We start from the raw sequence: 12,192 nt of genomic DNA on the forward strand, positions 1-12,192 counted from the left end.
CGTGCCAACTGCTCCGCTTGATGTTGGATTCATCCAATCCATATCCTTGGTCAGCGAGCCGCAGATCCGTCCGTGTAGTCCTCGTCCTGCTGGGTCCAGCCGAACTTGGCGCGGAGGAACTTGCCGGTCTTCTCGATCGGATGGGACTCCTCCTCTGCGCGCAGGGCCTTGAACTCCAGAGCACCGTTGTCCTGGTCCGCGATGAAGCGGCGGGCGAAGGTGCCGTCCTGGATGTCGTCGAGGACCGCGCGCATGTTGTCCTTCACGTGCTGATCGATCACGCGCGGGCCCGAGATGTAGTCACCATACTCCGCGGTGTCGGAGCAGGACCACCGTTGCTTTGTGATGCCTCCCTCGTTGATCAGGTCGACAATCTGCTTCATCTCGTGGCAGACCTCGAAGTACGCGATCTCCGGCTGGTAGCCAGCAGCCGTCAGGGTCTCGAAGCCCGCCTGGATGAGGTGGCTCACACCACCGCACAGCACCGCCTGCTCACCGAAGAGATCCGTCTCGGTCTCCTCCGTGAAGGTGGTCTTGATGACTCCGGCGCGCGTGCCGCCGATGCCCTTGGCGTAGGACAGCGTCAGCGGCCATGCGGCGCCGGAGGCATCGACCTCGACGGCGATGACGTCGGGGGTGCCGATGCCACGTTCGAAGGACTCACGCACCTTGTGACCGGGGCCCTTGGGGGCGACCATGATGACGTCGTGGCCCTCGGCAGGGGTGATGTAGTCATAGCGGATGTTGAAGCCGTGGGCGAAGAGGAGCGCGGCACCCTCCTTGAGGTTCGGGGCGATCTGGTCGGCGTACACGAAACGCTGGACCTGGTCGGGCAGGAGGATGGAGACGACATCACCCTCGGCGACGGCCTCGGGCACGTCCAAGACCCGCAGGCCGGCCTTCTCGGCCTTGTCCCAGGAGGAGCTGCCGGGGCGCAGGCCCACGACCACGTCGACACCGGAGTCCTTGAGGTTCAGCGCGTGGGCGTGACCCTGGGAGCCGTACCCGATGATGGCGACCTTCTTGCCCTGGATGACGCTCAGGTCTGCATCGTCGTCGTAAAAGATCTCGGCCATTGTCATTTCTCCTTCAGTTGATCCGTGATCGAGCGCTGCCCGCGGCCGATGGCCACGGCGCCCGACTGGACGATTTCCTTGACGCCGTAGGGCTCCAGGGCCCTGAGCAGCGCTTCCAGCTTCTGCAACGAGCCGATTGACTCGATGACGACGGTCTCGGGCTGCACGTCCACGACGTGTGCCCTAAACAGATCCACCACCTGGAGGACGCCGGTGCGGCGGGACTCGTCGGCGCGGACCTTGAGCAGGATCAGGCGACGCTCGACGGAGGCCTCGGCCTCCAGTTCGACGACCTTGATGACGTTGATCAGCTTGTTGAGCTGCTTGGTCACCTGCTCGAAGGGGAGCTCGTCGGCCTCGACGATGATGGTCATGCGGGAAACTGCGGGGAACTCGGTCTCCCCCACCGTGAGGGACTTGATGTTGAAGGCGCGGCGGGCGAACAAGCCTGCAACGCGGGTGAGGACGCCGGGCTTGTTCTCCACCAGGACGGAGAGGGTGTGCATGGGTGCCATGGTGATCAGTCCTCTGTGTCCCAGGTCGGTGCCAATCCCTTGGCGTAGCGGATGTCGTCATTGGAGACGCCTGCGGCCACCATCGGCCACACCATCGCATCCTTGGAGACCCGGAAGTCGATCAAGACTGGCCGGTCGTTGATGCCCATGGCCCACTCGATGGCCTCGTCGACCTCTGCGGGGTCGCTGACCGTGCGTGCCGCCATGCCGTAGGCCTGGGCGAGCATCACGAAGTTGGGGATCTGCTCGCCCTCGTCCGGGTTGAGGACCGTGTTGGAGTAGCGCTGGGAGTAGAACAGCGACTGCCACTGACGCACCATGCCGAGCACCGAGTTGTTGATGAGGGCGACCTTGATGGGGATGTGGTTGACGGTGCAGGTCGCCAACTCCTGGTTGGTCATCTGGAAGGACCCATCCCCGTCGATCGCCCACACGGTAGCGTCGGGTTGGCCGACCTGGGCGCCCATGGCGGCGGGCACGCAGTAGCCCATGGTGCCCAGCCCTGAGGAGGAGATGAAGTGGCGGGGCTGCTCGTAGTCGATGAACTGGGCGGCCCACATCTGGTGCTGGCCGACACCGGTCGTGAAGATGGCGTCGGGGCCTGCCAATGCGCTCAGGCGGGAGAGCACGTACTGGGGGGCCATGTGCCCGTCCTCCGGCTCCGTCCATCCCAGCGGGTAGGTGCTGCTCAGGCGGTCCAGGTAGCGCCACCAGCCGGACAGGTCGGACTTGCCGTACTTCTCCTGGGCTGCGGGGAGGACCTTGAGCAGGGCGGCGAGTGTCAGCTTGAGGTCCCCGACGATGGGGACGTCGGCCACGCGGTTCTTCGAGATCTCGGCGGCGTCGATGTCGACGTGGACGACGGTGGCCCGCTCGGCGAAGGACTCCAGCTTGCCCGTGACCCTGTCGTCGAAACGCGCACCGAGGGCCACCACGAGGTCCGCGCGCTGCAGGGCTCCCACCGCCGCGACCGTGCCGTGCATGCCGGGCATGCCGAGGTTGTGGCGGTCGGAGTCCGGGAAGGCACCGCGGGCGGTGAGCGTGGTGACGACAGCAGCGTCCGTGAGTGCCACGAGTTCGGCGAGCTCTGCTGCGGCATCGGCGCGGATGAGGCCACCACCGATGTAGAGGACCGGTGCCTGGGCCTGGGCGATGGCAGCCGCCGCGGCCCGCACCTGCTTCATGTGGGGCTTGCCGGCGGGGCGGTAGCCCGGCAGGTCGAGTGCGGGCGGCCAGGAGAAGGTCATCTCCGCATTCTGGGCGGACTTGGTGATGTCCACCAGGACGGGCCCGGGGCGGCCGGTGGAGGCGATGTGGAAGGCTTCTGCGATGCGGGCGGGGATGTCCTGGGCGTCGGTGACCAGGAAGGAGTGCTTGGTGAGTGGCATGGAGGCCCCGACGATGTCGGCCTCCTGGAAGGCGTCGGTGCCGATGAATGATGCCCCGACCTGGCCCGTGATGACGACGATCGGGACGGAGTCCATGTTCGCGTCCGCCAGCGCCGTGAGCGTGTTGGTGGCCGCCGGGCCGGAGGTGACGATCGCGCAACCCGTCCTGCCGGTGGCGATCGCGTAGCCCTCGGCGGCGTGTCCGGCGCCCTGCTCGTGGCGGACGAGGATGTGGCGGATGGAGGAGTCCATCAGCGGGTCGTAGGTGGGGAGGATGGCGCCGCCGGGCATTCCGAACACGTCGGTCACCCCCAGTGCCTCCAGGCTTGCGACGATGGCGGCCGCCCCGGTCATCTGTGTTGCGGGAGCGGTGTGGTCATTCGGGTGGGTGCCGTCCTTCACTGCGGTGTCCTCTCGCGTGGGTGGTGTTGTCCCATGAAAAAATCCCCTCCGCGGATGCGTGGGGACGAGGCGTGCGATCCACCCGTGTCAGACGGCAGGAGTCGCACGCCTGATTACAATCAGGCGAGCGAGTCGAACCGCGTGAATCTCGAACACGAGGACCACGGTACGGTCCTCCCTGACGTGACACGCCGGTGTCTCACCCTTCGATACCATCTCTGTGTCCGCCGCCCTTGCCCCAGGAGGAGTCCCCGTGCCCCACAGCGTCGTGTCCCGCAGGTTCACACCCGCCACTCCGAGCTACGGGGGCGACTGGAACCCTGAGCAGTGGGACGAAGAGGTGGTCGAGCGCGACATCGAGCTCATGCAGCAGGCTGGCGTCACCCTGGTGTCATTGGGGATCTTCTCCTGGGCGCGACTGGAGCCCGCCGAGGGCACCTATGACCTGGACTGGTTGGGTGCCCTGATCGACCGCCTCCACGGCGCGGGTATCGACGTGGACCTGGCGACCGGGACGGCCTCTCCCCCGGCGTGGATGGCGAGCGACCACCCCGAGTCCCTGCCCGTGGACGCCCGGGGCGTACGCCTGGGCTTCGGGTCCCGGCAGCAGTACTGCCCGAGCTCTCGCGTGTACCGCGAGCGCAGTACGGCCCTGGCCGGTGAGCTGGCCCGCAGGTTCGGGAACCACCCGGGTGTGGTGCTGTGGCACGTGGGCAATGAGTACGCCTGCCACGTGCACGAGTGCTTCTGCGATGTGTGCGCCACCGACTTCCGGGTCTGGCTGCAGGAGAGGTACGTGGACATCGAAGGACTCAATGCCGCGTGGGGGACCGACTTCTGGTCGCAGCGCTACGGCAGCTTCGACCAGATCACGCCGCCGGCCGCCATGCCGACCTTCCACAACCCGGCCCAGATGCTCGACTGGCGGCGCTTCAGTGACCACCAGATCCGTGGCTGCATGAGTGGGGAGATCGCGGCGATCCGTGAACACTCGGACCGGCCGGTCACCACCAACTTCATGGGCGCGTTCCCCTGGCTGGACTACCGGAAATGGGCCCAGGAGCTGGACGTCATCTCGGACGATTCCTACCCGGATCCTGCGGATCCTGCCGCCGCCCACGAGATCGCCTGGCAGGGCGACGTCATGCGCGGTCTGGGCGACGGCGCCCCATGGCTGCTCATGGAGCAGGCCCCCAATGCCGTCCAGTGGCGGACACGCAACTCCCCCAAGCGTCCCGGGCAGTACCTGCTGTGGTCACTGGCCCGCCTGGCACATGGTGCGGACGGGGTCCTGCAGTTCCAGTGGCGCCAGTCCCGCCAGGGAGCCGAGACGTTCCACTCCGGGATGGTGCCCCACGCCGGTGCAGCCTCCCGCACCTGGGATGACGTGGTGCAGGTGGGTGATGTCCTCTCCCGGCTCGGTGACGTCATCGGGACCCGGAGCCAGGCCCGCGTGGCCGTGGTCATCGACTGGGAGTCGGAGTGGGCGCGCGTAGCAGCCATCGGCCCCACGAACCCTGGTGAGCCCTTCGCCCAGGCCCGCGCCTGGCACAGGACGTTCTGGGAGGCGGGCATCGCCGTCGACGTGGTCGGAGCGGAGTCGGACCTGGAGGGCTACTCCCTGGTGGTGGTGCCGGGGCTGTTCATGGACCGCCCCGGGCTGGCCTCGGAGCTGGAGCGCGTGGCAGCTGGCGGTGCCCAGGTGCTGGTCACCGGCCCCACCGGCGTGGTGGGGGTGCACATGGAGGCCGTCCTGGGCGGCTACCTGGGATCCTTCCGGGAGCTGCTGGGAGTGCGTGTGGTGGACCATGCAGCGCTCACAGGCCCGGTGGGGCTGCCGGCTGACTCGCGAAGTGTCCTGGTCGACCGGCTGAGCCGTGCCGTGGGAACACCGGGTGCCTGCACGTGGACGGGGATCAGCGCGGAGTCGCCCTCGTTGACCCGGTCCCTGGAGCGCATCGCCACCCCCACACCCGACCTGCGGGCGGGGATGTGGGCGGAGGTCCTGGCACCACTGGGGGAGGTCTCCGAGCAGGGGGATCCCGGTGATCTCCCGCTGGTGGGCGTCGAGGTGGTGGCGACCTTCGACGGACGCGGGGGCGGCGTGGACCTGGCGGGACTGCCCGCCATCACGCACCGGACCGTGACAGCGGCTCCCGAGGTGGGATCTGCGGAGGAGGAACCGGAACGCCCCGGGACTGCGGGAGGCGCCTGGTACGTGGCCTGCGACCTGGATGCGCCCTCGCGCGCGGCCCTGGTGCAGGTGCTCGCGGCACATGCCCGCGTGAGGCCCGTGGTGGACGGTCTGCCCGACGGAGTGGAGGCACAGAGACGCGGTGACATCCTGTTCCTGCTCAACCACGGGGACCGGGCCGTGGAGGTGTCCGGCGTGGTGGGAACCGACCTGGTCTCAGGAGCCCAGTGCACGGGGCACGTGGTGCTGGCACCGCGGTCGGGGATGGTGGTCGCACAGTAGCGTCGACCCCCGGGCGCCACGGACCACCTGAGGGGAACTCGTGGAGAGTTCCACCGCCCGATCCTCTGGAAGGCCCGGACGGTGGAGCATCGCCTGACAGCTCCTACTCGCAGGCGATGCCGTCGCCGTCGCGGTCCAACCCGCTGCGGTAGCCGGGGTCCCCGACGTACAGAGGCGCGGCACCCGCATTTCGCGCCGCTGTGCAGTTCTGGTAGTAAGCGGTTGCCGGCTCCGCGGGAGCGGCAGGTTGCTGCACCACTCCCTGTTGGACGTCCTGCTGCTGCACCTCGGGTTCGACCTGCGCGGCTTCGGTCACCGTCACGGTGGGCGCAGGCTCAGGCGTGGCCCACAGTCGCAGTGACGGTCGCAGTGACGGTCGGGGTGGCACTCGGCCGGGCAGTCGCAGTGACTGTGACCGTCGGGACGGGCGACGGGGAGGCGACCAACGCGGCAGCAGCACCATCCGCGTTGCTGGGCGTGGACCCGATGGCCACACCCAGGAAGAAGGCCACGACACTCGCAATCACCGGAGCGAAGCGGCGCACCGGCGACTTCGTCCTTGGTTCCCGGGGCGGGTCCGGTTGGAGTGCAATGGGAACGTCATGGGTGCGGATGGGCGCGAACGGAATGCGGACGCGTCTGAGCGGAATGCGTGGAACCTTCATGGGACTCCCCTGTGTGTGATGGTGTTCCGCGGCTATGTCCGACGGCCCACAGACGACAGGGACCTCAGTCGGATCGTGGGGTTTCGGGCAACCACGGGTGAACTTGGGACGATGGGCCGCCCTCGTCGCGAGGGTGTGCTGACATACTGTCCGCGTACCCTCGGGATCCCTCCCCTCACGATGGAGTCTGCGCTGTGACCTCGGTGTTCACCTTCCTCTCCGAACAGCCCGTGCTGTTCCTGTTCATCCTCATCGGCATCGGCATGGCCTTCGGCCACATCAAGCTGCGCGGCATCAGCCTGGGGCCAGCCGCCGTCCTCTTCTTCGCCATCGCCATGGCCGCGTGGGCGCAGACCTTCGACATCGAACTGCGCGTGACCCGCGAGCTCGGCGTCCTCGGCCTGGCACTGTTCGCCTTCGCGATCGGTGTGAACTCCGGGGCGTCGTTCTTCCACAACATCAAGAGCGCACTCGGCCCCATCGTCGCCATGGTGGTGCTCTACGTGCTGGTCGCTGCCGTCGGCATGGGGGTCGGCAAGTCGCTGGGCATGTCGACCGCGCTGATCTCCGGCACCTTCGCCGGTGCCCTCACCAACACACCTGCACTGGCTGCTGCCGGGCAGGCCTCCGGGGACCTGGGGGCCGCGACCGTCGGGTACTCGATCGCCTACCTCTTCGGCGTCATCGGGATGCTGGCAGCCGCGACTGCGGCGCTGTCGTATGGCAAGAAGGACGCCGACGCCCCCAGCCCCCTGGCCAACCGCACGATCCGAGTGGAACGCGAGGACCACCCCTTCGTCGGGGACGTGTACGAGAAGCTCGGCCAGAAGGTCACCTTCTCCCGCCTGCGCCGCGGTGAGGAGGGACCCATCACGCGTCCCTCCATGTCGGACACCCTGGACCCCGGTGACCTCATCACCGTGGTCGGCCCGCGGGAACTGGTGGCCAAGGCTGCCACCGAACTGGGGCACTCCTCCTCACACTCCCTGATCCAGGACCGCACCTACCTGGACTTCCGGCGCATGACGATCTCGGACCCCAAGGTGGCGGGACGCACCGTCGGGGACCTGAACCTCGCGACCCGCTTCTCCGGCACCATCTCGCGGGTACGCCGCGGTGACGTCGACATGATCGCCCAACCCGACCTGGTCCTCCAGGAAGGTGACCGCGTCCGCGTGGTGGCGCCGACCTCGAAGATGGCGGAGATCACGAAGTTCTTCGGGGACTCCACCCGCGGTCTCACCGATCTCAACCCCATCGCCCTGGGCGTCGGTATGGCCTTGGGCATCCTGCTGGGTGAGGCCCAGATCCTGACCCCCACGGGTGAGTACTTCTCCATCGGGTCCGCAGCCGGCACTCTGGTGGTCGGCCTGATCTTCGGCAAGATCGGACGCATCGGCCCGGTCGTGACGGCACTGCCCTACACCGCCTGCCAGGTGCTGGCCGAGTTCGGTCTGCTGGTGTTTCTCGCCCAGGCCGGCGCCAATGCCGGAGGCCAGATCATCGAGGCCTTCACGTCGGGCACGTGGTGGAAGATCCTGGTGCTGGGTGTGCTCATGACGACCGTCATGGCTGTCGGGCTCTATTCGGTCATGCGGTGGCTGTTCAGGATGGGCGGCACGCAGCTGTCGGGCCTCATCGCCGGCTCCCAGACGCAGCCCGCGGTGCTGGCGTTTGCGAACTCGCGCACCAATGCGGACCCGCGCGTGGCGCTCGGGTACGCGCTGGTCTACCCGGTGGCCATGATCGGGAAGATCCTGGTGGCGCAGGTGTTGGGTGGGTTGTGACGATGGCACCCGGGCGACCGGATGGGCCACCGTCAACCTACGGAGGTCTACGACATTGGCTGCACAGGCAGGGATGTGGGTATTGCCCATTGTGGGCAACGCACCTATGCTGGGGACATGACATCCACCGCCCCGTACATCGCTGAGACCGACGCGCGTAGCCGCGTCGTCCTTCCCGGACGCCCTCGCCAGATGTTCGTCGTACGCGAGAACCCCGATGGCAGCTTGTTGCTGCAACCCGGGAAGGTCATCACCAACGCCCAGTCCGAGTACGATGAGACGCCTGAGCTGCAGGAGCTGCTGGCACAGGCCGCAGCATCCAGCACTGTGACACGACGCCGCCGATGACTGGGATCGGCTACTCCCAGGTGGCCAACAACCAGCTCGACCGGATCGAAGCCACGGACCCTGATCTCTATGCTGACCTCGCCGAACTGTGCGAGGACATCCTCGATGCACCACACATCGCACGCGCGAGTGCCTCTGCCATCACCACTGCGGATGGCATCGTGATGCGTTCAGCCGTACCGGAGCGCTGGCCCTACAAAATCTTCTGGACTCTGGGAGGTCCCCGCATCGAAGCCGTGTTCCCCCACGGGCACTGAGCCTCTGCTTGGCCACGACCTCTTGTTGGCCCACTGCCTTGGTGCACTCACGCGATCGATTCCGACCTTCATGGCGCGGACGACGATGCCAATGCCAACAGCCCACACGCAGGTCGCCACATCCGAGAGGTCCAGACGCGCGGACAATCACTTGCATCCAAGAGGAGAGAGACCGGACAGCGAGCCTGCTACCGGCTGACGCCCCGGTAGGCTCTCCACTGCCCGGCATCGCGGGCAGGCCTTCAGTATGCTCCGTCCCTTGCCAAGACCACCTTCACCGTCCGGAAGAGGATGCGGATGTCCTCGGTCAGGGACCAGTTCTCCACGTAGTAGAGATCCAGACGCACGGACTCCTCCCAGGAGAGCTCGGAGCGTCCGCTCACCTGCCACAGGCCTGTGATGCCGGGCTTCACCATGAACTTGCGCATGACGTCGGCCTCGTACGAGGAGACCTCCCGCGGAAGCGGCGGCCTGGGCCCGACCAGACTCATGTCTCCCACCAAGACATTGATGAGTTGGGGGAGCTCGTCCAGGGAGAGCGCGCGGATCACGCGACCGACACGGGTCACACGCGGATCGTCCTTCATCTTGAAGAGGATCTCGTTGCCCGCGTCCTGCAGGCCCTGTTCACGCCGGAGGTGCTCCAGTACCCGCTCTGCGTCAGTGCGCATGGAGCGGAACTTCCACATCCCGAACTCTCTTCCGCTCAGACCAACGCGGGCCTGACGGAAGAACACAGGTCCTCCGTCGTCCAGCTTGATGCACGCCGCCACTACCAAGCCCACGGGCACGACAACCACCGAGAGAAGCAGGACGGCGAGAAGGTCGAACGCGCGTTTCAGGACAAGCTTGCTCCCATCGAAGCGCGGTATCGCGACCTCGACCAGTGAGAGTCCGTCAACGGGTCTCAGATTGATCCTCGGGCCAGCGACATCAACGATGCTCGGGGCCAAGACCAGGTGAACACGGGCCGGATCGAGTTCCCAGCTCAGTCTGCGCACCTCCTGTGCCGACAGGTCCGGCGACCCGGTGACGACCAGGGTGTCCACCTCAAGCCTGTCCAGAGCCGCCGCCACGTCGCCGGTACCACCGAGCACAGGAACGTTGCTCCCCCTGAGGGTGCGCCCAGGACTTGCTCCTGCCACACAGGCTCCCACCACGGACATACCAAGATCGCGTCTGCGTCGAAGTTCGCGAGCCATGTCCGTTGCGGTCTGTGAGCCTCCCAGGAGCAGCACTCGGCTGGTCAGTTCTCCCCTACGACGCAGTTGGATCAACCTCTTGCGAGCGAGCCACCGCCACAGGACCAACCCCATGAAACCGATGGGGAAAGCAGCCAGGAAATACCCACGAGCCACCTGCGCCTTGAAGAGATAGGACGCAATGGCAAGCGTGCCGAAGACCAGGAACGTCGCCTGGAAGACGCGCTGGTACTCCTCCGTGCCCGACCCCAGGAGTCGCTGACGGTATGTGTGGAACGCACTGAGCATCAGCCACCACATCAGGCCCAGGCCGATGCTGAGCGGCAGGTAGCTCAGCGAGATCGTCCCGGAGGAATCTTGGATGGTCGGGTCGTTGAACCCAAACTTGAGCAGGTGGCCTGCGGTCACCGACAAGGCGATGATGACGAGATCCCCAGCGGCAAGGAAGCCCTGGAAGCCACGGATCGGCGAGGTGCGTCCGTGCTCCCCCGGCTGAGCCGCGGGTTCTTCCGGCACCGTCGGTCTGCGCTGCAGGGTCGTCATCGCACTCCTCGCCTGAGTGGTCTCTGGGAACAGCAACCAGATTATCCGGGGCCGTGTGCACCTCCAAGGGTTCACAAGTGAGACCCACATCCATGACCACGCTCACGGCCGAAGTGTCCCGTCTACTGAGCGATCGGCTCAGAAGGGCGCTCCGGGAGAGCCCAAACGGCAAGTGCTGGAGTGAACTGCCTGCACTCTGACCACTCGGAAGGTACCCCGGCCTGCGACATCTACGCAGGCTGATCACGCACCTCCATATGATGGGCGGCGAGGAGCGCGGCTCCGAGCTGGCAATCCTGACCGAACCACCTCACCTGACTGCTTACTCACCAATGGGCTCGATCGCACTCCCCTCTTACGAGAGGAACACCCTCCCATTGGGCCACATGTGTGGTAGCCCACATCCCGTTCACCACAGATCGGCCGGAGCCTCCAGGGGCACGGGCGTGTCCAAGTGGGCGCGCAGGAAGGCGAGCAGCGCCTTCATGGACTCCTTCGCCTGGGGCGTGCGCAGATCCATCTGGTACTCGTGACCGATGGTGTCCGGGGCGTCGGGGAACCACAGGGTGTCCACCTGGACGCCCTGTGCTTCCAGGTGGTCAGCCATGGACTCCGAGTGGGCCAACAGTGGATCCGCCGGGCCCGTGGAGATGAAGGACGAAGGGAAGTCGGAGTCGACGTGCTGGGGCAGGCTGGCCCATTCCAGGTGGGGGTCCGAGGCCGGGTCCTTGGACCCCGTGTAGGCCCACAGCATGGTCTGGACCATCCACCTGCCCATGCCCTCCGAGGACTTCATGAGCGTCATGTCGAACGCCCCGGAGTACAGCACGGTCGCCTGCAGGTCGCTGTTCGCCTGGATGTCCGGCAGCTCTGGCAGATCCAGGCCTGCGTCCTCGGAGTAGCCGGGCTGGGCGATCGCCATGGCGGTCTGGGCGGCGATGTGGGCGCCTGCGGAGTCCCCGGCCAGCACCATCTGATCCGGGTCCACGCCGTACTCCTGCGCGTGGGTGACCAGGAAGTCCACGGCCCGCGTCACCTGCTGGACGGGTCGGGGGTACTGGGCGTTGGGGGCGACGGTGTACTCCACGGCGACCACCGTGAACCCGGCGGCGGCGATGTGGTCGAGGTAGGTGTCCATCCCATCCTTGGTGCCGGTCACGAAGCCTCCCCCGTGGACCCACACGATGGTGGGCAGGGCTGCCTCGCCCGCGGCCTCGGGGCGGTAGATGTCGATGCGGCCGTCGGGATCGGTGGCGTCGACGACCACGTCATGCTGGGCGCTGATGCCCGCGGGCCGGAGTGCCTCCATGGCCTGCTCCTGCTCGGTCGTGGCCTCCGGCCACATGGCGCGGATCAGGAGCACCGAGGGCCATGGGCTCAGCCACGTCCACAGTGCCAGGGTCACCACCAGCGCCACCAGCACCGCGCCCACGCGCGCAAGGACCCTCTTCAGCACCTGCCACTCCCCCTCCGGAAGACACGGGACCGCCCTCGTCAGGCATCCTGCGCCGGTCGCGTCACCCGGTGCGACCA

At 66.9% G+C, this 12,192-nt stretch carries 10 protein-coding genes; 4 read left to right on the forward strand and 6 right to left on the reverse strand.

What is annotated here, in order from left to right; genetic code table 11:
• Positions 1–50 precede the first annotated feature (50 nt).
• Genes ilvC through BQ9890_RS07290 form a run of 3 tightly spaced genes read right to left on the reverse strand, consistent with a single transcriptional unit; the run spans position 51 to position 3,381 of the window.
• Entirely contained in the window at positions 51–1,076 is a 1,026-nt protein-coding gene (gene ilvC / locus BQ9890_RS07280; protein ID WP_075890451.1) for a ketol-acid reductoisomerase, read from the reverse strand.
• Between the two features lie 2 nt (positions 1,077–1,078).
• The gene (gene ilvN / locus BQ9890_RS07285; RefSeq protein ID WP_075890453.1) at positions 1,079–1,591 is read right to left on the reverse strand and encodes an acetolactate synthase small subunit; all 513 of its coding nucleotides are present in this window, start codon (positions 1,589–1,591) and stop codon (positions 1,079–1,081) included.
• Positions 1,592–1,596: 5 nt separating this feature from the next.
• The gene (locus BQ9890_RS07290) at positions 1,597–3,381 is read right to left on the reverse strand and encodes an acetolactate synthase large subunit (RefSeq protein WP_075890455.1); all 1,785 of its coding nucleotides are present in this window, start codon (positions 3,379–3,381) and stop codon (positions 1,597–1,599) included.
• A 253-nt stretch (positions 3,382–3,634) separates the two neighbouring features.
• Here BQ9890_RS07290 and BQ9890_RS07295 point away from each other — a divergent pair, with 253 nt between their 5' ends.
• Entirely contained in the window at positions 3,635–5,857 is a 2,223-nt protein-coding gene (locus BQ9890_RS07295; protein WP_075890457.1) for a beta-galactosidase, read from the forward strand.
• A 103-nt stretch (positions 5,858–5,960) separates the two neighbouring features.
• Here the strand turns inward: BQ9890_RS07295 and BQ9890_RS14805 are convergent, their stop codons facing one another.
• The gene (locus tag BQ9890_RS14805; protein WP_078062305.1) at positions 5,961–6,320 is read right to left on the reverse strand and encodes an excalibur calcium-binding domain-containing protein; all 360 of its coding nucleotides are present in this window, start codon (positions 6,318–6,320) and stop codon (positions 5,961–5,963) included.
• 396 nt (positions 6,321–6,716) lie between these two features.
• Between BQ9890_RS14805 and BQ9890_RS07310 the strand changes: the two genes are divergently transcribed.
• The 3 genes from BQ9890_RS07310 (at position 6,717) to BQ9890_RS07320 (ending at position 8,914) form a co-directional block, all read left to right on the forward strand.
• Positions 6,717–8,309: an aspartate:alanine exchanger family transporter gene (locus BQ9890_RS07310; protein ID WP_075890461.1), complete on the forward strand. Its 1,593-nt coding sequence runs from the start codon at positions 6,717–6,719 to the stop codon at positions 8,307–8,309.
• A gap of 117 nt (positions 8,310–8,426) precedes the next feature.
• Complete coding sequence (locus BQ9890_RS07315; RefSeq protein WP_075890463.1) at positions 8,427–8,657, forward strand: hypothetical protein; 231 nt, start codon at positions 8,427–8,429, stop codon at positions 8,655–8,657.
• Positions 8,654–8,914 (forward strand): hypothetical protein, encoded by a 261-nt coding sequence (locus tag BQ9890_RS07320; RefSeq protein WP_075890465.1) that lies wholly within the window; start codon positions 8,654–8,656, stop codon positions 8,912–8,914. Before BQ9890_RS07315 ends, BQ9890_RS07320 begins: the two co-directional genes overlap by 4 nt.
• Positions 8,915–9,156: 242 nt before the next feature.
• Here BQ9890_RS07320 and BQ9890_RS07325 read toward each other — a convergent pair whose 3' ends face one another.
• Positions 9,157–10,659 carry a sugar transferase gene (locus BQ9890_RS07325; protein WP_078062306.1) on the reverse strand — a complete coding sequence of 501 codons (1,503 nt, stop codon included), beginning with the start codon at positions 10,657–10,659 and terminating at the stop codon, positions 9,157–9,159.
• A 409-nt stretch (positions 10,660–11,068) separates the two neighbouring features.
• Positions 11,069–12,115, reverse strand: a complete 1,047-nt coding sequence (locus BQ9890_RS07330; RefSeq protein WP_075890467.1) for an alpha/beta hydrolase — start codon at positions 12,113–12,115, stop codon at positions 11,069–11,071.
• Positions 12,116–12,192: the final 77 nt, after the last annotated feature.

This window comes from Actinomyces provencensis (assembly GCF_900155435.1).
Classification (GTDB): Bacteria; Actinomycetota; Actinomycetes; order Actinomycetales; family Actinomycetaceae; genus Pauljensenia; species Pauljensenia provencensis.

Bases quoted from the DNA above. Each gene is read 5' to 3' on its own strand.
- ilvC (WP_075890451.1), bottom strand. From the start codon at position 1,076: ATGGCCGAGATCTTTTACGACGACGATGCAGACCTGAGCGTCATCCAG.
- ilvN (WP_075890453.1), bottom strand. From the start codon at position 1,591: ATGGCACCCATGCACACCCTCTCCGTCCTGGTGGAGAACAAGCCCGGC.
- BQ9890_RS14805 (WP_078062305.1), bottom strand. From the start codon at position 6,320: ATGGTGCTGCTGCCGCGTTGGTCGCCTCCCCGTCGCCCGTCCCGACGG.
- BQ9890_RS07315 (WP_075890463.1), top strand. From the start codon at position 8,427: ATGACATCCACCGCCCCGTACATCGCTGAGACCGACGCGCGTAGCCGC.
- BQ9890_RS07320 (WP_075890465.1), top strand. From the start codon at position 8,654: ATGACTGGGATCGGCTACTCCCAGGTGGCCAACAACCAGCTCGACCGG.
- BQ9890_RS07325 (WP_078062306.1), bottom strand. From the start codon at position 10,659: ATGACGACCCTGCAGCGCAGACCGACGGTGCCGGAAGAACCCGCGGCT.